Source organism: Pseudomonas sp. NPDC090592, assembly GCF_044769185.1.
Classification (GTDB): domain Bacteria; phylum Pseudomonadota; class Gammaproteobacteria; order Pseudomonadales; family Pseudomonadaceae; genus Aquipseudomonas.
The window spans coordinates 13,620-34,406 of record NZ_JBIVXJ010000028.1 but is presented as its reverse complement, the minus strand read 5'-3'; the positions used below and the strand labels follow the sequence as shown (position 1 = coordinate 34,406).

Annotated in this window: 18 protein-coding genes; 7 read left to right on the top strand and 11 right to left on the bottom strand. The window is 64.6% G+C overall.

The window, feature by feature from the left end:
* Positions 1-3: 3 nt before the first annotated feature.
* From wspF to ACIQUI_RS21870, 7 genes are all read right to left on the bottom strand, one after another.
* Positions 4-1,017 (bottom strand): Wsp signal transduction system protein-glutamate methylesterase WspF, encoded by a 1,014-nt coding sequence (gene wspF / locus ACIQUI_RS21900; RefSeq protein WP_403202659.1) that lies wholly within the window; start codon positions 1,015-1,017, stop codon positions 4-6.
* Positions 1,014-3,317 (bottom strand): hybrid sensor histidine kinase/response regulator, encoded by a 2,304-nt coding sequence (locus tag ACIQUI_RS21895; protein WP_403202657.1) that lies wholly within the window; start codon positions 3,315-3,317, stop codon positions 1,014-1,016. The genes wspF and ACIQUI_RS21895 overlap by 4 nt, the downstream gene beginning before the upstream one ends.
* On the bottom strand, positions 3,314-3,979 hold the full coding sequence (locus ACIQUI_RS21890; protein WP_403202655.1) for a chemotaxis protein CheW: 666 nt from the start codon (positions 3,977-3,979) through the stop codon (positions 3,314-3,316). The genes ACIQUI_RS21895 and ACIQUI_RS21890 overlap by 4 nt, the downstream gene beginning before the upstream one ends.
* Complete coding sequence (locus ACIQUI_RS21885; RefSeq protein WP_403202653.1) at positions 3,976-5,250, bottom strand: CheR family methyltransferase; 1,275 nt, start codon at positions 5,248-5,250, stop codon at positions 3,976-3,978. The genes ACIQUI_RS21890 and ACIQUI_RS21885 overlap by 4 nt, the downstream gene beginning before the upstream one ends.
* Entirely contained in the window at positions 5,247-5,753 is a 507-nt protein-coding gene (locus ACIQUI_RS21880) for a chemotaxis protein CheW (protein WP_403202652.1), read from the bottom strand. The genes ACIQUI_RS21885 and ACIQUI_RS21880 overlap by 4 nt, the downstream gene beginning before the upstream one ends.
* A gap of 5 nt (positions 5,754-5,758) precedes the next feature.
* Positions 5,759-7,381 carry a methyl-accepting chemotaxis protein gene (locus ACIQUI_RS21875; RefSeq protein ID WP_403202650.1) on the bottom strand — a complete coding sequence of 541 codons (1,623 nt, stop codon included), beginning with the start codon at positions 7,379-7,381 and terminating at the stop codon, positions 5,759-5,761.
* Between the two features lie 256 nt (positions 7,382-7,637).
* Entirely contained in the window at positions 7,638-8,321 is a 684-nt protein-coding gene (locus ACIQUI_RS21870; RefSeq protein WP_403202647.1) for a tellurite resistance TerB family protein, read from the bottom strand.
* A 156-nt stretch (positions 8,322-8,477) separates the two neighbouring features.
* Here ACIQUI_RS21870 and ydcS point away from each other — a divergent pair, with 156 nt between their 5' ends.
* The 5 genes from ydcS (at position 8,478) to ACIQUI_RS21845 (ending at position 13,960) form a co-directional block, all read left to right on the top strand.
* Entirely contained in the window at positions 8,478-9,629 is a 1,152-nt protein-coding gene (ydcS, locus tag ACIQUI_RS21865; protein ID WP_403202645.1) for a putative ABC transporter substrate-binding protein YdcS, read from the top strand.
* Positions 9,630-9,777: 148 nt separating this feature from the next.
* Complete coding sequence (locus ACIQUI_RS21860; protein ID WP_403202643.1) at positions 9,778-10,809, top strand: ABC transporter ATP-binding protein; 1,032 nt, start codon at positions 9,778-9,780, stop codon at positions 10,807-10,809.
* A gap of 1 nt (position 10,810) precedes the next feature.
* On the top strand, positions 10,811-11,722 hold the full coding sequence (locus ACIQUI_RS21855) for an ABC transporter permease (RefSeq protein ID WP_403202641.1): 912 nt from the start codon (positions 10,811-10,813) through the stop codon (positions 11,720-11,722).
* Positions 11,712-12,518 (top strand): ABC transporter permease, encoded by an 807-nt coding sequence (locus ACIQUI_RS21850; RefSeq protein WP_264361975.1) that lies wholly within the window; start codon positions 11,712-11,714, stop codon positions 12,516-12,518. The genes ACIQUI_RS21855 and ACIQUI_RS21850 overlap by 11 nt, the downstream gene beginning before the upstream one ends.
* Before the next feature lie 17 nt (positions 12,519-12,535).
* Positions 12,536-13,960, top strand: coding sequence for a gamma-aminobutyraldehyde dehydrogenase (locus ACIQUI_RS21845; RefSeq protein WP_403202638.1), 1,425 nt, complete (start codon positions 12,536-12,538; stop codon positions 13,958-13,960).
* Between the two features lie 126 nt (positions 13,961-14,086).
* Here ACIQUI_RS21845 and ACIQUI_RS21840 read toward each other — a convergent pair whose 3' ends face one another.
* From ACIQUI_RS21840 to ACIQUI_RS21830, 3 genes are all read right to left on the bottom strand, one after another.
* A complete protein-coding gene (locus ACIQUI_RS21840; protein ID WP_403202636.1) occupies positions 14,087-15,193 on the bottom strand; it encodes an NADH:flavin oxidoreductase/NADH oxidase in 1,107 nt (368 codons plus the stop codon).
* Between the two features lie 464 nt (positions 15,194-15,657).
* Entirely contained in the window at positions 15,658-17,367 is a 1,710-nt protein-coding gene (recJ, locus tag ACIQUI_RS21835) for a single-stranded-DNA-specific exonuclease RecJ (protein WP_403202634.1), read from the bottom strand.
* 8 nt (positions 17,368-17,375) lie between these two features.
* The gene (locus tag ACIQUI_RS21830; protein WP_144171436.1) at positions 17,376-17,918 is read right to left on the bottom strand and encodes a YaeQ family protein; all 543 of its coding nucleotides are present in this window, start codon (positions 17,916-17,918) and stop codon (positions 17,376-17,378) included.
* Between the two features lie 131 nt (positions 17,919-18,049).
* Between ACIQUI_RS21830 and ACIQUI_RS21825 the strand changes: the two genes are divergently transcribed.
* Together ACIQUI_RS21825 and ACIQUI_RS21820 are read left to right on the top strand one after the other, a co-directional pair.
* Positions 18,050-19,249 (top strand): CaiB/BaiF CoA transferase family protein, encoded by a 1,200-nt coding sequence (locus tag ACIQUI_RS21825; protein WP_403202632.1) that lies wholly within the window; start codon positions 18,050-18,052, stop codon positions 19,247-19,249.
* Positions 19,250-19,269: 20 nt separating this feature from the next.
* Positions 19,270-20,145 carry a TIGR02285 family protein gene (locus ACIQUI_RS21820; RefSeq protein WP_403202630.1) on the top strand — a complete coding sequence of 292 codons (876 nt, stop codon included), beginning with the start codon at positions 19,270-19,272 and terminating at the stop codon, positions 20,143-20,145.
* 285 nt (positions 20,146-20,430) lie between these two features.
* On the opposite strand, the gene ACIQUI_RS21815 is transcribed toward ACIQUI_RS21820, so the two are convergent.
* Positions 20,431-20,712 carry a DUF3509 domain-containing protein gene (locus tag ACIQUI_RS21815; RefSeq protein WP_051096702.1) on the bottom strand — a complete coding sequence of 94 codons (282 nt, stop codon included), beginning with the start codon at positions 20,710-20,712 and terminating at the stop codon, positions 20,431-20,433.
* Positions 20,713-20,787: the final 75 nt, after the last annotated feature.

The following is a 20,787-nucleotide window of genomic DNA, read 5'->3' as shown; positions in this document are numbered from 1 at the left end:
TCGTCATTTTGCGAAAATTTCCGTCAAGCGCCCGGCTATGCGTTCCAGCGGGCGGATTTCCACTGCGGCATCGATGGCCGCAGCGGCCTTGGGCATGCCGTACACCGCACTGCTGGCCTGGTCCTGGGCGATGGTCAGAAAGCCCTGCTGACGCATCAACTTAAGGCCCTGGGCGCCGTCGCGGCCCATGCCGGTGAGCAGCACGCCCACCGCATCGCCATTCCAGTAACGCGCCACGCTCTCGAAGAATACGTCGATCGAGGGCCGGTAGATTTCGTTGACAGGTTCGGCAGTGTAGGCCAGTTGCCCGTTCTGTAGCAGCCGAATGTGGTGGTTGGTGCCAGCCAGCAGCACCTGCCCTGGCTGCGGCGGTTCGCCTTCACGGGCCAGGCGCACCGGCAGGCCCGCTGCACTGCTGAGCCATTCGGCCATGCCTGCGGCAAACACCTGATCCACATGCTGGACCAGCACGATGGCTGCCGGAAACGCCGCCGGTAGCCCTTTGAGCAGCACTTCGAGGGCTGCCGGGCCGCCTGCCGACGAGCCTATCGCCACCAGGCCACGGCGTTGCGAGGCTTCGCGCAGCGGCGTGGCCACCTGGCGTGCGGCTGGTGCACGTTGCTGGCCGATGAGCCAGCCGATATTGAGGATTTTACGCAACAGCGGCGCCGCCGCTTCGCGGGCATCGCCAGCCCCCAGTGCCGGGGTATCGACCACATCCAGGGCGCCGTGGCCCATGGCCTCGAACACCCGGTGCACATTCTGCTTGCGGTCGACCGTGACGATGACAATGGCGCACGGGGTTTCGGCCATGATCCGCCGGGTGGCCTCCACGCCATCCATCACTGGCATGATCAGGTCCATCAGGATCAGGTCCGGCAACTGCTCGCTGCAGCGCTGCACCGCCTCGGCGCCATTGCTGGCGACCCAGACCACCTGATGTGCAGGCTCGAAGGCGACTGCACGACGCAGCGCCTCCACGGCCATGGGCATGTCATTGACGATGGCGATCTTCATCCTTGAGCACCTCCGATCAGCTCGACCACTGCCTCCAGCAACGCATCGTCGTGGAAACTGGCTTTCGCCAAATAGTAGTCGGCGCCAGCATCCAGGCCACGCCGTCGGTCTTCCTCACGGTCCTTGTACGACACCACCATCACCGGCAGTGATTGCAGGCGCTGGTCGCGGCGCACCAGGGTGACCAGCTCGATGCCGTCCATGCGCGGCATGTCGATGTCGGTGATCAGCAGGTCGAAGTCCTCGCCGCGCAAGGCGTTCCAGCCGTCCATGCCATCCACCGCCACCGCCACGTCGTAACCACGGTTGCCCAGCAGCTTGCGCTGCAGTTCACGCACGGTCAGCGAGTCGTCGACCACCAGAATGCGCTTGCGCACCACGCCACGGGCACCGCCGCTACCACGCTCGATGCGTTCCAGGCTGCCGGTGCTGAGCAGTTTTTCCACCGAGCGCAGCAGGTCTTCGACGTCGACGATCAGCACCACCGAGCCGTCGTCGAGCAAGGCCCCGGACGAAATGTCCTGCACCTTGCCCAGGCGCGGGTCGAGCGGCATCACCACCAGTACCCGCTCACCCACCAACCGCTCTACAGCCACGCCGTACAGCTGCTCGCGCTCACGGATCACCACCACCCGCAGGCTGCTTTCTTCGCTTTGACCGGCTGGCCGGTTCAGCAGTTGGCTGGCCGCCACAAGGCCGATATGCCGGCCTTCGTGCCAGAAATGCTGGCGCCCTTCGATCTGCACGATCTGTTCGGCAGCAACTTCCAGCGTGCGTTCGATGTGAGCGAGCGGGAAGGCATAGGCTTCACCGCCCACCTCCACCACCTGGCTGCGCACCACCGACAAGGTTAGCGGCACCTGCAAATGGAAGCGGCAGCCCTGCCCCCCCAGCTGGGTCAGCTCGATGGAGCCGCGCAGCTCGCGAATCATGTGCTGTACGGCATCCAGCCCGACACCACGCCCGGACACCTCGGTAACCTTGTCGCGCAGGCTGAAGCCGGGCAGGAACAGGAACGTCAGCAGCTCTGCTTCGCTCATGCGCACCACCGTGTCGACGGGGGACAGGGCGCGCTCCACGATGCTGCTGCGCAAGCGTTCCAGGTCGATGCCGGCACCGTCGTCGATCAGTTCCAGGCTGAGCATGCCGGCCTGGTGTGAAGCGCGCAGGCGAATCTCCCCTTCTTCCGGCTTGCCCGCCAGCATGCGCCGCTCCGGCGGCTCGATACCGTGGTCGACAGCATTGCGCAACAGGTGGGTCAGCGGTGCTTCGAGTTTCTCCAGCACATCGCGGTCAACCTGCGTCTTCTCGCCGTCCACCACCAGCCGCACCGGCTTGCCCAGCGAGCGACCAAGGTCACGCACCATGCGGCTCTGGCCGGTCAGCACGTCAGCGAACGGGCGCATCCGGCAGGCCAGCGCGGTGTCATACAGCAGTTGCGCACGCTGGCTGGCCTGCCAGCCGAATTCGTCCAGGTCGGCGGCCTGTTGTTGCAGGATCTGCTGGGTTTCCACCAGCAGGCGCTGGGTTTGCGCCAGGGCTTCGAGCACCTCAGTGCTCTGGCCACTGTCCTCCAGTTGCAGGCGCAGGCCATCGAGCGCCTGCATGCCCTGGCCATGCATGCGCTTGAGGCGCTGCAAGGTGGCCAGGTAAGGCTTGAGCCGCTGGGTTTCCACCAGCGACTTGCTCGACAGGTCAAGCAGGCTGTTGAGGCGGTCGGCAGTGACCCGCAGTACCCGCTCGCTACCTTCTGTGGCGCGCTTGCCGGCCTTGCGGCGCGGGGCCGGGTCAGGCTCCGGGTCTGGCTCCAGCGGTTCGCTGGGTAGCGGCAGCGGGTCGGCGGGCAAGGTGGCCTGTGGCAGCGCTGGGAGCGCTTCTGCCGGCAGCGGCGCGGCCGGCATGGCTGCGCCGCCGGGGTCGAGCAGGCTGGCCATTTGCGCAAGGAATACGGGCAGGGACGCCTGCGCCGCAACATCGCCGGGTGTGGCAATGCGCATCAGCAGGTCGGTGCCTTGCAACAGCGCATCGATGTGCTCGGCACTCAGCCGCAAGCGGCCTTCCTGGGCGGCAACCAGGCAGTCTTCCATGACGTGGGCGACACTGACCCCGGCATCCACGCCAACGATGCGCGCCGCCCCCTTCAGCGAGTGGGCCGCGCGCATGCAGGCCTCAAGCTGGTCGGCCTGGGTAGGGTTGCGCTCCAGCGCCATCAGACCAGTGCTGAGCACCTGGGTCTGCGCCTCGGCCTCCAGGCTGAACAGTTCGAGCAGCGATGCGTCGCGCATTTGCTCTGGGGTCATGACAGGCTCCGCTGCACGGCAGACAGTAATTGTTGATCGTCCAGTACCCGCACGCTGCGGCCGCGCCATTGCAGGACGGCGGCGGTGAAACGCGAGGTGTCCTGGCCGCTGTCCAGCAGCAGCGGGTCGAGGCGATGAATGCCGTCGATTTCCTCGACCGCCATCACCACCGGCCCACCGTCGGCTGCCAGGATCAGCATGCGTGGCATCGACCGGCCGCTGCGCTGTTCGACGGGGCTGGCCTGCACACCCAGCAAGTCAGCCAGTGACAGGCACGGCACCAATGCTCCGCGCACGTTGGCAACGCCCTGCAACACCCGTGAGCGCTGGTGCGGCAACGAATGCACAGCCTGCAACGGGGCGATTTCCGCCAGGCTGGCGGTAGCCAGTGCCAGCCACTCTTCGCCCAGGCGGAACAACAACATGGAGCGGCCAGTGCTTTCGTCGACCGCCTGCGTCGACGCTGCCTGGTGCTCCTGCACCAGCGCGTAGCGATCGAGCAGGCGCGTGGCCGCAGCGGCATAGACTTCGCAGTTGCGGCAGTGGACATGACGCGCCAGCAACGGGCATTGCTTGTCGCCATGCACGCCGATGCGGTTCCAGCAGTCGTCGATGTGCGCGTCATCCTCGGCAAGCAGTTGCAGCGCGGATTCTCCCATCATCGTTCAGACTCCCGGCCAGCCCGGGCGGCACGTTCCTGCAGGCGCCTGGCGCCGGCCAGGTCGCCCTGTGCCGCCAGCAAGGCCGCAAGGTGCACCAGTGCTTCGGCGTGTTGCGGTTCCAGGTACAAGGCCTTGCGATAATGGCTCAGCGCCAGTTGGGCATCACCTTCGGTATCGCTGAGCAGCCCTAGCCAGTAGTACACCTGCGCCGCTGGCGCGAACTGGCCGAGGTAGCGCTGACACTCGGCACGGGCCAGCTCGCTGGCACCCGCGTTGGCATGCCGGGCAATGCTGGCCAGCAGCTCGCTTTCGCTGTCGCGCTTGGGTACAGGCGGCGGTGCAGGCTTTGCCGCCACAGGCGTTATGCGTGCAGGGCGCGGCGATGCCGCGCCTGGCGGCGCATAGCCCGGCGTGGCCAACGGCGGCACCATGCGCCGCGTTGGCGGGGCCGTAACCGTTGCCAGCGGGGCGCTGTCGCCCTCCTGACGCACGTATGCAAACGACTGGGAAATCCCCAGTGGCCGCATGCCCAACCGCGCCAGCAAGCTGCCTTCGGCCGGCCCGATAAACAGCACGCCCTGCGGATGCATCAGGCGCTTGAGCACTTCGAACACACGCTGCTGGGTTGGCACGTCGAAATAGATCAACAGGTTGCGGCAGAACACGAAATCGTAAAGGCCATCGCGACTGGCCAGCGCCGGGTCCAGCACATTGCCCACCTGCAGGCTGACTTGCTGCCGCACCCGTTCATGCAGGCGGTGGCCTTCGTCGAGGGCATCGAAGAACCGCTCGCGAAAGCCCAGGTCGCTGCCACGGAAGGCGTTGCGCCCATAAAGGGCCTGCCTCGCCTTGGCCACCGAGCTTGGGCTGATGTCCATGCCGTCGATCAGGAACGCACTGGGAGCGATACCGGCGTCGAGCAAGGCCATGGCCAGCGAATAAGGTTCCTCACCCGTCGAGCATGGCAAGCTGAGCAAGCGCAGCGGGCGCGCTCCGGCCAGCTCGACAAGGCGTTTTTGCGCCAGGTTGGCCAGGGCGGTAAAGGATTCGGGGTAACGGAAGAACCAGGTTTCCGGAACGATCACGGCCTCGATCAAGGCCTGTTGCTCATCCGCCGATTGCTGTAGGCGCAGCCAGTAGTCATCCAGGTCCATGGCATTTGCAGCCACGCAGCGCTGACGCAGCGCGCGCTCGACCATGGGCGCACCCACCGACTCCACATCCAGGCCGATGCGCTCACGCAGGAAGCGGTAAAAACGCTGTTCGTTCATGTCGGCATCCCTGTCGGATCATCCGCATAAAGCAGCTGGTGCACGGCGTCGGGTAGCAGGTCATTGACTGCGATGCGCTGCACCAGGCCCTGGTCGTCCTGGCGCACAGGGCCCAGGTAGGGCGCCTCGCCGCTGTCCACCCCGTAAGGCTGGAACTCGTCGGGGTGGCAACGCAGGGTTTCAGTGGCCTGTTCCAGGATCAGGCCCAGTTGCAAACCGCTGCGGTAGTGCACCAGCACCAGGCGGGTACTGGTGCGTTGCGCTGCGGGCTGGCCGAAACTCAGCGCCGCCAGGTCGATCACCGGCACCAGCAGGCCGCGGTGGGCGAGAATGCCCGCAACCCAGGCAGGGGCCTGGGCGATCGGTTTGAGCGGCTGGCGCGGCAGCACTTCGATAACCTCGTGCACGCTCAGGGCAAAGCGCTGCGCCTTGATGCGAAACTGCAGGTACAACGCCCCCTTGGCGTTCTCCGCCCGCGCGGCACGCGGTTGCAAGTTGTTCATCGCGGTCAGACTTTGAAACGCGACACGCCGCCACGCAGGCCGGCGGCCACCTGGCTCAGCTCGTCAATGGCAAAACTGGCCTGGCGCAGCGACTCGACGGTTTGAGTGCTGGCATCGCTGAGTTGCGCCAGCGCCTGGTTGATCTGCTCGGCGCCGGTAGCCTGGGCCTGCATGCCTTCGTTGACCATCAACACGCGTGGCGCCAGGGCCTGCACCTGGTGGATGATCTGGCTCAGTTGCTCACCGACCTGCTGCACCTCGAACATGCCGCGGCGCACCTCTTCAGAGAACTTGTCCATGCCCATTACGCCAGCCGATACCGCCGACTGGATCTCGCGCACCATCTGCTCGATGTCGTAGGTAGCCACGGCAGTTTGGTCGGCGAGGCGGCGCACTTCGGTGGCCACCACGGCAAAACCACGGCCATACTCGCCAGCTTTCTCGGCTTCGATAGCGGCGTTGAGCGACAGCAGGTTGGTCTGGTCGGCGACCTTGACGATGGTCACCACCATCTGGGTGATGTTGCTGGCTTTCTCGTTGAGGATACCGAGCTTGGCATTGACCAGGTCGGCCGCGCCCATCACCTGGTGCATGGTCTCTTCCATGCGCGCCAGCCCCTGCTGGCCGGAACCGGCCAGGCTGGACGCCTGGTCGGCGGCGGAGGTGACTTCGGTCATGGTGCGTACCAGGTCACGCGAGGTGGCGGCGATCTCCCGCGAGGTGGCGCCGATTTCCGTGGTGGTGGCGGCCGTTTCGGTAGCGGTGGCTTGTTGCTGCTTGGAGGTGGCGGCAATCTCGGTAACCGAGGTGGTCACCTGCACCGACGAGCGCTGGGCCTGGGCCACCAGGTTGGCCAGGGCCTCGGCCATTTCGTTGAAGCCGCTTTCGATAGCGCCGAACTCGTCCTTGCGGTCCAGGCTCAGGCGCATGCTCAGGTCCCCCGAGCGCAGTTTGTCGAGGGCGTGGACAATGCGCTGCATGGGTGCAGTGATGGCGCGCATCAGCAACAGGCCACAGATACCGGCTGCAATCATCGCCAGCAGCAGCGAGACCACCATGCTGCCCTTGGCCGTGCTCACGGCGCTGACGATTTCATTGGTGGCGGCGTCAGCAGAAGCCCGGTTGTTCTCGATCACTTCATTCAAATGCTTGCGCCCGTCCACCCAGGCCGGGGTGAGTACCTCGTTGATCAGCCGCTGGGCTTCGTCGTAATTGCGCTCGCGATACGCATCCAGCACCTGGGCTATCAGCTTCATGTAGTTCTCTTCGAGCTGGATGAAGGCGTCGAAGCGCGCCTGGTCGTCCTTCCCTTGAATGGTGGACTGGTAACTGGCCATGTGCTGTTTCAGCCGGTCTTCGAAGCTTTTGAACAGCTCCATGTCGGCCGAGGTGATTTCGCGGTGGTTGGACAGGCCCACCAGTTGCTGGCTGGTGACATAGCTGTCGACCCAGGCGCTGCGGATCATCGAGCTGTAGTAGACCCCGGGAATGCTGTCGGTCCCCACCGCCTCTTCGGCGGTTTCGATGGCCACCAACCGCGAGTAGGCGGCCACGATCATCAGCAACATGATGGCGATGATCACGGCAAAACTTGCCAGGATCCGTTGGCGCAAGGTCCAGTTCTTCACATTCAGCCCTCAGGAATTCACAACGAGCGGGAAAAATCGCCGAAGTATAGCCTAGAGGCCTTACAGATTTGCGGGTGATGTGAGGGTTGATCGGGCATCTGTGCTGATGGACAGGCCAATTGCTCAATGGCCATTGGGGCCGCTGTGCGGCCCATCGCCGGCAAGCCAGCTCCCACACCGATGGCGTTGGGCTCAAGCCATACGCGATCCCTGTGGGAGCCCGGCTTGCCGGCGATGGGCTGCAACGCAGCCCCGGTTATTGGCCAGCAGCCAACCGCACCTGGCTTTCCAGCTCCTGGCGCAAGCCCGGGTCCAGGCGCAGTTGGCGGGCCAGTTCGTCGAGATAGGCACGCTCCATGAAGTTTTCCTGGTCGACCATCATCACACTGGCCAGGTACATCTCCGCGGCCATTTCTGGCGTTTGTGCGGCGCGGGCCACTTCGGCCGGGTCCAGCGGCTTGTTCAGCTCGGCATGCAGCCAGTGCTGCAGTTCGCGGTCGTTGTCCAGGCGGGTGAATTCGCCCTCGATCAGCGCCCGCTCGCGCTCGTCTATGTGCCCGTCAGACTTGGCCGCCGCCACCAGCGCCCGCAGCACCGCCTGGCTGTGCTGCTCGGCCTGGGCCGGCGGCAGGCGGTCGACGGTTTGCGGTTCGGCTGCGCCCCCCCGCTGGCTGGCCTGCCAGTTGCCGTAGGCCTTGTAAGCCAGCACGCCCAGCGCGGCCAGGCCGCCGTAGGTCAGGGCCTTGCCGCCATACTTGCGGGCCTTCTTGCTGCCCAGCAACAAGCCCAGAGCGCCCCCACCCAACAAGCCACCTCCTGCACCGGACAACAGCCCGCCAAGCCCACCGGCAGCGCTGCCGGACTTGTTCGCGCCGCCCTGTTTTTCGAGCATTTGCTGGCCGGATTTGAGCAGTTGATCGAGCAAGCCGCGGGTGTTCATGCGTGTGTCTCCACGTAAGAAGATTCAATCGCCAGAGTAAGGCCTGCCCGGGCACAAGCCATGCCCGCATTTGCTTCCGGATGTTGCATTGGCTGGCAAAAAGCCAACTAGACTCGACCACTGCCGCGACCAAAATCTCCAAGAAGAGGGAACACCATGTCAGTGCACAAGACCGCATTGCTCGGCGCCGCCACTTGCGCCGTGCTGGCCAGCGCCAGCCTGCAGGCCGCCGAACCGCCCAAGGCCCTGGGGCCTGGCGAGGGGCGCCTGGATATCGTTGCCTGGCCTGGCTACATCGAGCGCGGTGAAAGCGACAAGGCCTACGACTGGGTCAGCGGTTTCGAGAAGGAAACCGGCTGCAAGGTCAGTGTGAAGACCGCCGCCACCTCGGACGAAATGGTCAGCCTGATGACCAAGGGCGGCTACGACCTGGTCACCGCCTCGGGCGATGCCTCGCTGCGGCTGATCGTGGGCAAGCGCGTACAGCCGATCAACACCGCGCTGATCCCCAACTGGAAGAACATCGACCCGCGCCTGCAGAACGGCGGCTGGTACGTGGTCGACAAGCAGGTCTACGGCACCCCTTACCAGTGGGGGCCGAACGTGCTGCTGTACAACACCAATACCTTCAAGCAGGCACCCACCAGCTGGGGCGTTGTCTTCGAGCCGCAGGACCTGCCCGACGGCAAGCCGAACAAGGGCCGCGTGCAGGCCTACGACGGGCCGATCTACATTGCCGACGCGGCGCTGTACCTGAGGTCGGCCAAGCCCGAGTTGGGCATCAAAGACCCCTACGAGCTGAACGAGGAGCAATACAAGGCCGTGCTTGAACTGCTGCGCCAACAGCAACCGCTGATCCACCGTTACTGGCATGACGCCACGGTGCAGATGAGCGATGTGAAGAACGAAGGCGTGGTGGCCTCCAGCTCCTGGGGTTACATGGTCAATGGCCTCAAGGCCGACAACCAGCCGGTGGCCTCGACCATTCCCAAGGAAGGCGCGACCGGCTGGGCCGACACCACCATGCTGCACAGCGAGGCCAAGCACCCCAACTGCGCCTACAAGTGGATGGACTGGTCGTTGCAGCCGAAGGTGCAGGGTGACGTGGCGGCCTGGTTCGGCTCGTTGCCGGCGGTGCCAGCGGCGTGCACCGGCAGCGAACTGCTGGGCGCCGAGGGTTGCAAGACCAACGGCTTCGACAACTTCGACAAGATTGCCTTCTGGAAAACGCCGCAGGCCCAGGGGGGCAAGTTCGTGCCGTATAGCCGCTGGACCCAGGACTACATTGCGATCATGGGTGGGCGCTAGAGGTTGCCTGAATGCCTGTGCCGGCCTCTTCGCGGGTAAACCCGCTCCCACAGGTACAGCGCTACCCTGACAGGCTGATCAACCTGTGGGAGCGGGTTTACCCGCGAAGAGGCCGGCACAGGAGAACATCGATGTCCGGAGCCCACGCATGCCCCTAGCCGTCCAGTTCACCCAGGTTTCCCGCGCCTTCGGCGAGGTCAAGGCCGTCGACCAGGTCAGCATTGATATCATCGATGGCGAGTTTTTCTCCATGCTCGGGCCTTCCGGCTCGGGCAAGACCACCTGCCTGCGCCTGATCGCCGGCTTCGAGCAACCCAGCAGCGGTTCGATCCGCATCCACGGCGTCGAAGCCGCCGGCGTGCCGCCCTACCAGCGTGACGTCAACACTGTGTTCCAGGACTACGCGCTGTTCCCGCACATGAACGTGCTGGACAACATCGCCTATGGCCTGAAGGTAAAAGGCGTGGCCAAGGCCGAACGCCACAGCCGCGCCGAAGAAGCCCTGGCCATGGTGGCCCTGGCCGGCTACGGCGCACGCAAGCCGGCGCAGCTGTCTGGCGGCCAGCGCCAGCGCGTGGCCCTGGCCCGGGCGCTGGTCAACCGGCCCCGGGTGCTGCTGCTGGACGAGCCGCTGGGCGCACTGGACCTGAAGCTACGCGAACAGATGCAAGGCGAGCTGAAAAAACTGCAACGCCAGTTGGGCATCACCTTCATCTTCGTCACCCACGACCAGACCGAGGCACTGTCGATGTCCGACCGGGTGGCGGTGTTCAACCGCGGCCGCATCGAGCAGGTCGACACCCCGCGCAACCTGTACATGAAGCCTGCCACCACCTTCGTTGCCGAGTTCGTTGGCACCTCCAACGTGGTGCGTGGCGAGCTGGCCTTGGCGCTCAATGGCAGCTCGGCGCCCTTCTCCATCCGCCCCGAGCACATCCGCCTGGGCGACCCGGTGGTAACCAGCCATGAGGTGCAGGTCAGTGGCGTGCTGCGCGATATCCAGTATCAAGGCAGTGCCACCCGCTATGAACTGCAACTGGACAGCGGCCAGCTGTTGGCGGTAAGCCAGGCCAACGACCGCTGGCAAGCACAGGCGCAGGCCTGGCAGCCCGGGCAACGGGTGCTGGCACACTGGCCCCGGGAGGCCATGACGGTGCTGCAGGAAACCGAGGCCCGCTGACATGAGCACACTGCGAAGCCTGTCCAACGTGCTGTACCGGCGCCCCAACCTGTACCTGGCACTGCTGTTGATTCCACCGCTGACCTGGTTCGGCGCAATCTACCTGGGCTCGTTGCTGAACTTGCTGTGGCAGGGCTTCTATACCTTCGACGACTTCACCATGGCGGTGACGCCGGACCTGACCCTGGGCAACTTCGCCGCGCTGTTCAACCCATCGAACTTCGACATCATCCTGCGCACGCTGGCCATGGCCGTGGCCGTGTCGCTGGCCAGCGCGGTGCTGGCGTTTCCCATCGCCTATTACATGGCGCGCTACACCAGCGGCAAGACCAAGGCGTTTTTCTACATCGCGGTAATGATGCCGATGTGGGCCAGCTACATCGTCAAGACCTATGCCTGGACCCTGCTGCTGGCCAAGGGCGGGGTGGCCCAGTGGTTCGTCCAGCAACTGCACCTGGATGCCCTGCTGCAAGCAGTGCTGGCCGTGCCGGGCGTGGGCGGCAGCACGCTGTCGACGTCGCACCTGGGGCGCTTCATGGTGTTCGTGTACATCTGGCTGCCGTTCATGATCCTGCCGATCCAGGCCTCGCTGGAACGCTTGCCACCTTCGCTGCTGCAGGCCTCGGCAGACCTCGGCGCACGGCCTGGGCAAACCTTCGTCCAGGTGATCTTGCCGCTGTCGATCCCGGGCATCGCTGCCGGCTCGATCTTCACGTTTTCGCTCACCCTGGGCGATTTCATCGTGCCGCAATTGATCGGCCCGCCCGGTTACTTCATCGGCAGCATGGTCTATGCCCAGCAAGGCGCCATCGGCAACATGCCAATGGCCGCCGCATTCACCCTGGTGCCAATCGTGCTGATTGCGCTGTACCTGTCCATCGTCAAGCGCCTGGGAGCCTTCGATGCACTCTGAAAAAGCATCAACAGGGCTGCGCCTGGCGGCCTGGGGCGGGCTGGTGTTCCTGCACTTCCCGATCCTGATCATCTTCCTGTACGCCTTCAATACCGAAGACGCGGCGTTCAGCTTCCCGCCCAAGGGCTTTACCCTGAAGTGGTTTGCCGTGGCCTTCGCCCGGCCCGATGTGCTGGAGGCCATCAAGCTGTCGTTGCAGGTGGCTTGCCTGGCCACATTGATCGCCCTGGTGCTCGGTACACTGGCGTCGGCAGCGCTGTACCGGCGCAGCTTTTTCGGCAAGGAGAGCATTTCGCTGATGCTGATCCTGCCCATCGCCCTGCCCGGCATCATTACCGGTATTGCCCTGCTTTCAGCGTTCAAGACCTTGGGTATCGAGCCCGGGGTGTTCACCATCGTGGTCGGCCACGCGACGTTCTGCGTGGTGATCGTCTACAACAACGTGATCGCCCGCCTGCGGCGTACTTCGCAAAGCCTCATCGAAGCCTCGATGGACCTGGGCGCCGATGGCTGGCAGACCTTCCGCTACATCATCCTGCCCAACCTCGGCTCAGCGCTGCTGGCCGGCGGCATGCTGGCCTTTGCCCTTTCGTTCGATGAAATCATCGTCACCACTTTCACTTCCGGCCACGAACGCACCCTGCCGATCTGGCTGCTCAACCAGCTCAGCCGCCCACGCGACGTGCCGGTGACCAACGTGGTCGCCATGCTGGTGATGCTGGTGACCATGCTGCCGATCCTTGGCGCCTATTACCTGACCCGTGGCGGCGAAAGCGTCGCGGGCAGTGGCAAATGACCCTGGAGGAGTCCCCGATGCAAACGCAGATGCTGATCAATGGCCACTTGGTCGCCGGCCAAGGCCCGACCTGGACCGTGCTCAACCCGGCGCTGGGCACTGCCCTGGCGCAGATCAACGAGGCCACCGAGGCTCAGGTGGACAGCGCCGTGCGCGCTGCCGACCAGGCCTTCGACAGCTGGTCGCAAACCAGCCCCAGGGAGCGCGCGCAGGCGCTGCTGGCGCTGGCCGATGCCATCGAAGCGCATGGCGATGAACTGGCCCGGCTGGAATCGCAGAACTGCGGCAAGCCGTTGAGTGCTGCGCTGAATGACGAAATCCCGGCCATTGCCGATGTGCTCCGCTTTTTTGCCGGTGCGGCACGCTGCCTGGGCGGTTCGGCGGCAGGTGAATACCTGCCGGGCCACACCTCGATGATCCGCCGCGACCCGCTGGGCGTTGTGGCCTCGATTGCGCCGTGGAACTACCCGTTGATGATGCTGGCGTGGAAGGTCGCCCCCGCCCTGGCCGCTGGCAATACCGTGGTCATCAAGCCTTCCGAACTGACCCCGTTGACTGCCTTGCGCCTTGGCGAACTGGCCCAGGACCTGTTGCCAGCGGGTGTGCTGAACATCCTGTTTGGCCGCGGCCAGACGGTCGGCAACCCGCTGGTCAGCCACCCCAAGGTGCGCATGGTGTCGCTGACCGGCTCGATCCCCACCGGGGCGCACATCATCAGCGCTACGGCCGACAGCGTGAAGCGCATGCACATGGAACTGGGCGGCAAGGCCCCGGTGCTGGTGTTCGACGATGCCGACATCGATGCTGCCATCGACGGGATCCGCACGTTCGGCTTCTATAATGCTGGCCAGGACTGCACCGCAGCCTGCCGCCTGTATGTGCAGGACGGCATCTACGAGCAATTCGTCGAACGGCTGGGTGCAGCGGTGGCCAGCCTCAAGCCGGGGTTGCAGGACGCCGAGGACACTGAACTGGGGCCATTGATCAGTGCCCAGCACCGCGACAAGGTCGCCGGCCTGGTGCAGCGGGCCATCGCCCAGCCGCACATTCGCCTGGTGACAGGCGGCAAGGCGATCGACGGCGAAGGCTTCTTCTTCGAGCCGACCGTGCTGGCCGATGCCCAGCAGGACGACGAGATCGTGCGCAACGAAGTGTTCGGCCCGGTGGTGTCGGTCACCCGCTTCACCGACGAAGCGCAGGCACTGGAATGGGCCAACGACTCCAACTACGGCCTGGCCTCATCGGTCTGGACCCGCGACACCGGCCGCGCCCACCGCCTGGCGGCGCGCTTGCAATATGGCTGCACCTGGGTGAATACCCACTTCATGCTGGTGAGCGAAATGCCCCATGGCGGGCAGAAGCATTCGGGGTATGGCAAGGACATGTCGATGTATGGGCTGGAGGATTACACCTGTGTGCGGCATGTGATGATCAAGCACTAACCCAAGGTTGAATCTACTGGCCTCTTCGCGGGCTTGCCCGCTCCCACAGGTACATCACAGCCCTTGAGGTCAGTGATGTACCTGTGGGAGCGGGCAAGCCCGCGAAGAGGCCAGTACAGGCAGACCTTAGTCGCGCAAATCCGACTCATGAATCGGGTTGGCCCGGCTGGTCGCGCGCTGGTATTGGGCTGGCCAGGTGGCCTTGTTGCCGCCCAGGTCGTCGTCAGCGTGTAGCGGCCAGTAAGGATCGCGCAGCAGTTCGCGAGCGAGGAAGATGATGTCGGCCTGGCCAGTACGCAGGATGTGCTCGGCCTGGGCGGGTTCGGTAATCATCCCCACGGTGCCGGTGGCGATTTCCGACTCCTTGCGCACGCGCTCGGCGAAGCGGGTCTGGTAGCCGGGGCCGGTGGGGATTTCGGCGTTGACCGAGGTGCCGCCGGAGGATACGTCGATCAGGTCGACACCCAGGCCGCGCAGGCGCCGGGCCAATTCGACAGTTTCATCCGGGTTCCAGCCATCTTCCACCCAATCGGTTGCCGATACCCGCACCAGCAGCGGCAGTTCGGCAGGCCAGACCTTGCGCACAGCCTCGACCACCTGCAAGGTCAGGCGGATGCGGTTTTCGAAGCAGCTGCCGTACTCGTCGCGGCGCTGGTTGCTCAGCGGCGAGAGGAATTGATGCAACAGATAGCCGTGGGCGGCGTGGATTTCGACCACCTTGAAACCGGCCTTCAAGGCGCGCTCGGTCGAGGCGACGAAGGCACCGATCACGTCCTGGATTTCACCCTGGGTCAGCTCATGTGGCGGCGTGTGTTGCGGATCGAAGGCGATTTTCGACGGGCCTACCGGCTGCCAGCCACCCTCCTCAAGTTTTACGCTGCCTTGCTTGCCCAGCCATGGGCGATAGGTGCTGGCCTTGCGCCCGGCGTGAGCCAGCTGGATGCCGGGCACGGCACCTTGGGCGGTGATGAAGCGGGTGATGCGTTGCAACGGGGCGATCTGCGCGTCGTCCCACAGGCCAAGGTCTTCGGCGGTGATTCGCCCATCGGCGGTGACCGCCACCGCTTCGGTGATCACCAGGCCCGCGCCGCCCACGGCGCGGCTGCCTAAATGAACAAGGTGCCAGTCGTTGGCCAGGCCATCGAGGGCGGAATACTGGCACATCGGCGACACGGCGATGCGGTTGGGCAGCGTCAGCTGACGCAGGGTGTAAGGCTCGAGCAGCAGGCTCATGAGGGCACCTCCCAAGGACTCCAATGGTGATCCGGCCCGAGCACTCAATTACACGTCCCTGGCCCGGGTCCGGTCAGTATTCAGACTAGACCAGAATGGTTGGGGGGAAGGTTCCATGGGATTTTGGGTGCGCGCGCGGGGTGATCGTCTTGAGAGCGATGTCGCCTATCAGATCGAGCGCCGCCCGCGCGGCGCTTCGCGGGGCAAGCCCGCTCCCACATTAGTTGCAACGTGGCCATGCCTGTAAGGCCATGGTTGTCAGCCTTGTTGACATGACTGGATTTCAAGGTGGGCATTGAAGCCGCCCCGCTTGCCGCAAGCCATACGCCAAGGCGGGCAACCATGGTCTTACAGGTTCGGCACGTTGCAACAAATGTGGGAGCGGGCTTGCCCCGCGAAGCGCCGCGCGGGCGGCGCTCGATTTCCGCCACGCTACAAAAATCGAGGCGAACCCCGCGCTGGGCTCAGCGCGGCTCCATGTGGGCAATCATCAACTGCACACTTTCATTCCCGCGAAACTCGTTCACATCCAGCTTGTACGCCAATTCCACCCAGCGCACGGTCGGGTTCGGCCACACTTCGCGGTCAATGCCGAAGGCAATGCCGTCCAACCGCACCGAACCACACTCGCTCTTGAGCACCACCTTCAGGTGCCGCTCGCCAACCACCCGCTGCTCCACCAGCTGAAACACGCCGTGAAACAACGGTTCAGGGAAATGCTGCCCCCACGGCCCGGCATTGCGCAGTGCCTTGGCCAGGTCAAGATGAAACTCCTCCACCGCCAGGCTGCCGTCGGACTGCAAACGGCCAGTCAGGTCGTCTTCGCACAACTGGCGTCGCACTTCTTCGTCGAACGCCTCGGCAAAGGCCGGGAAATTACCCGCCGGCAGCGACAGCCCCGCAGCCATGGCGTGGCCACCGAACTTGCTGATCAGCTCGGGATGGCGGGCCGCCACGGCATCCAGCGCGTCGCGGATATGAAAACCGGGTACCGAGCGCGCCGAACCTTTGAGCATGCCCTCGCCAGCATCTGCAAAAGCGATGGTTGGTCGGTGATAACGTTCTTTCAGGCGCGAAGCCAGAATACCGATCACCCCCTGGTGCCAATCGGCATCGAACAGGCACAGGCCATACGGCATCGATTCGACCGGCAGCTCCTTGAGCTGCGCCAGGGCTTCGCGCTGCATGCCCTGCTCGATGGATTTGCGGTCCTGGTTCAGGTCATCCAGCTGCTGGGCCATGTCCTGGGCCAGCGCGGCGTCTTCGCACAGCAGGCATTCGATGCCCAGGCTCATGTCGTCCAGGCGCCCGGCAGCATTCAAGCGCGGGCCGAGGATGAAACCGAGGTCGGTCGAGGTGATGCGCCGGTGATCGCGGCGGGCGACTTCAAGAATGGCCTTGAGCCCCGGCCGGGCACGGCCGGCGCGAATGCGCTCAAGGCCTTGATGCACCAGGATGCGGTTGTTGGCATCCAGCGGCACCACGTCGGCGACGCTGCCCAGCGCAACCAGGTCGAGCAGTTCACCGATGTTCGGCTGCGCTTGCGTCTCGTAGCGGCCCAGGCTGCGCAGGCGAGCGCGCAGGGCCATCAGCACGTAGAAGATCACCCCTACCCCGGCCAGCGACTTGCTGGGGAATTCGCAGCCCGGCTGATTGGGGTTGATGATGGCGTCGGCGTCGGGCAACTGCTGGCCTGGCAGGTGGTGGTCGGTGACCAGCACCTTGAGCCCGGCGGCCTTGGCTGCTGCCACACCCTCGACGCTGGAAATACCGTTGTCCACGGTAATCAGCAGTTGCGGCTGGCGTTGCAGCGCCACTTCGACGATTTCCGGGGTCAGGCCGTAGCCATATTCGAAGCGGTTGGGCACCAGATAATCGACGTGGGCCGCGCCCAGCAGGCGCAGGCCCAGCACGCCAACGGTGCTGGCGGTGGCGCCATCGGCATCGAAGTCACCAACGATGAGGATGCGCTGACGCTGGTCGAGCGCCTCGACCAACAGGTCGACACCAGCCTCGATGCCCTTGAGCTGCTGGTACGGCAGTAGCCGTGCCAGGCTTTTGTCCAGCTCGGCCTCGGTCTGTACACCACGCGCTGCGTACAGGCGGGTCAGCAAGGGTGGCAGGTTACCCAGGAATGGCAGGGTCGGCGGCAGGGGGCGAGGTTCGATACGCATGGGTTGCTTCAGCCACGCTCACCGAGCAGCCACTGCAGCTGCACTTCGTGCTGGCCGCGGTCGTCAGTCACGAATACCGTGCCCTCGCTGATCATCACGTCCCACTTGATGCTGCGCGGCATGTCGGTGGCCAGGGTTTCCAGCACCTCTTGCGGCACCGCTGCGATGCTCAGGTTCTTCAGGTTCTTGACCGCGCCCACCACCTTGCCTTCCCACACCCGCAGGCTGCCGTAGGCCAGCAGGCTGGTGCGCTCGGTACGGCGCGAGCACCAGGTCAGGCGGTCGGCATCGGGCTGGCCCACTTCAATCCAGTGCAGCACGCGGTCGTCCAGGCTCTTTTCCCACAGTGCCGGCTCATCGACATCCGACAGGCCACGGCCAAACGACAAGTTCTCGTTGTACCAGAGCGCATACGCCAGCAGCCGAACCGCCATGCGCTCTTCGGTTTCCGAAGGGTGACGCGCGATGGTCTGCTTGACGCTTTCGTAGACGTTGCGATCAAGGTCGGTGAGATTCAGTTCGAACTTGTAGGTGGTGGACGGCTGGGCCATGGTCGACGGGCTTCGTGCAAAAGAAAAGTGGCACAGTCTAACCCATCCGCACCTTCCATGCGCCGCAGCAGTACCCGGCGAAACCGACGTGTGATAAAACCACGGCTCTGCCCAACTGCCACGGATGCCCCATGTCGACGCCCAGCAAACCCCTCGCCGGCCTTAAAGTTGTCGAACTCGGCACCCTGATCGCCGGGCCGTTCGCTTCGCGGATCTGCGCCGAATTCGGTGCCGAGGTGGTCAAGGTCGAATCGCCCGATGGCGGCGACCCGCTGCGCAAGTGGCGCAAGCTGTACGAGGGCACCTCGCTGTGGTGGTTCGTGCAGGCTCGCAACAAGCAGTCGCTCACCCTCAACCTCAAGCACCCCGAAGGCCGCGAAGTGCTGAAGAAGCTGCTGGCCGACGCCGACATCCTGATCGAGAACTTCCGCCCGGGCGTGCTGGAAAAGCTCGGCCTGGGCTGGGACGTGCTGCATGCGCTGAACCCGCGTCTGGTCATGGTGCGCCTGTCCGGCTTTGGCCAGACCGGGCCGATGAAAGACCAGCCCGGCTTCGGCGCGGTAGGCGAGTCGATGGGCGGCCTGCGCTACATCACCGGCTTCGACGACCGCCCGCCAGTACGCACCGGGATTTCCATAGGTGACTCGATTGCCGCCCTGTGGGGGGTGATCGGCGCGCTGATGGCGTTGCGTCATCGCGAAGTCAATGGCGGCCAGGGCCAGGTGGTGGACGTGGCACTGTATGAGGCGATCTTCGCCATGATGGAAAGCATGGTGCCGGAGTTCGATGTGTTCGGCTTTATCCGCGAGCGCACCGGCAATATCATGCCAGGCATCACGCCCTCCTCCATCCATACCAGCGCCGATGGCAAGCATGTGCAGATCGGCGCCAATGGCGATGCGATCTTCAAGCGTTTCATGCAGGCCATTGACCGCGCCGACCTGGCGGATGACCCGAGCCTGGCCACCAACGATGGTCGTGACCTGCGCCGTGACGAGCTGTACGGGGTGATTGACCGCTGGGCCAACAGCTTGCCTCTGGAGCAGCTGATGCAGGTGCTGACCACGGCCGAAGTACCGGCCAGCCGTATCTACTCGGCCGAAGACATGTTCAACGACCCGCAGTACCTGGCGCGGGAAATGTTTCTGCAGGCCAGGCTGCCGGACGGCAAGCCGTTCAAGATGCCCGGCATCGTGCCCAAGCTGTCGGATACCCCCGGCTCCACCGAATGGGTCGGCCCGGCGTTGGGCGAGCACACCGAGGCACTGCTCACTCGCCTGGGCTACGACGCGGCGGCCGTCGCCAGCCTGCGCGCAGCAGGCACGGTCTGACCCTGGCGCGGCCCGGCTCCATGCGCGCTGCCCGCTACCTTCGCCACCTGGCTCTGCTGTGCGGGCTGTTGCCCGCATTGCTGCTGCAACCTGCCAGCGCCAAAGAGCGCCTGTTCTGGCTGGTGCGTGACTTGCCGCCGTTCACCATTTTCGAAGGCCCGGAAAAAGGCCAGGGGGTGGTCGACCAGCTGTTGCCGCTGTTGATCGGGCAGATGCCCGAATACGACCACACCATCTTGCGGGTCACCCGCGCTCGCGGTATCCAGATGCTGCAGGACCGCAACACCTTTACCTGCGACCCGACCCTGTTGTGGACACCGGAGCGTGCCGAGTTCGTGCGTTTCTCCCTGCCGTCGCTGGGTGTACTCAGCGGCGGCCTGGTGTTGCGCAAGGAAAACCAGGCGCTGGTGGCGCCCTACCTGGATGGCCAGCAAGTGGACCTGCATGGGCTGCTGGACAAGGCCTCGCTGAAGCTGGGGATTGTTGCCGAGCGCAGCTACGGCACGCAGATCGACAGCATCCTGCGCCAGTTGCCCGACAGCGCGCTTAGCCGCCACTACGGCAGTGACGCCACCGCCAACCTGCTGCAGATGCAACAACTGGGGCGCTTGCGCATGGTGCTCGGCTACTGGCCTGAAGTGCGCTACCTGATCCAGCAGCAAGGCGGTTCACTGGCTGACTACCAGTTTCATCCGGTGCAGGGCGTGGAGCGTTATCAGTTCTTGCATGTGGGGTGCTCGGACAGCGAACTGGGGCGTGCGGCGGTGGCGCACATCAACCAGTTGCTGCCGGCGCTGCGCCGCAATGTGCTGCCCGGGCTCTATGCTCACTGGCTGGACCCGGCATTGCGGGAAGATTACCTGGAAGAGAGCAAGCGCTTCTTTGAAGCGCGATAGCTACAACCTGCGCAGTCCTTTGTGGGAGCGGCCTTGCGTCGCGAAAGGGCCGCAGAGCGGCCCCGGCAATCTTCGCGGCGAAGCTGAAAATCCGGGGCCGCTTCGCGCCCCTTTCGCGACGCAAGGCCGCTCCCACATGCCGGTGCAGCTGGCAGAAAAAAGAAACCCCGAGCGCTGGGGAGGACGCCCGGGGCCAAGCGAAAGTCCTTGGGGACTTCCCGTGACAGCCTTGCCAGCACCGGAGCAAAGCACTGGCTGGCTGCCCTACTGTGTCTGATTAGCCACTCAGGCAAAGGTTCCCTGCGGTTGCTGACGCTGTTGCAGTGCCGCTATCACACAAGGCTGCAAACGGCCTTCGGCGATCTGCAAGTCTCGGTGCAGGCCATCCACCAGATCGATCAACAAGCGTTGCTCCTGCAACTGGCGCTCGCTGACGGTGCGGCGCAAGGTAATGCCGGCGAGGCGGTCATGAACGGTCAGTTGGCGGTTACCGCTGGCATCGGCGATGCCGAGGTGGGTCTGATAGGGGCTCAGGGCGTCGTTGAGCAGGCTGCAGATTCTTTCCATCCGGATCACTCGCTGCGTGGTGGGATCTAAAGGAACTGACCAACCGACGCAGCGGAAAGTTCGTCATGCCGCGCC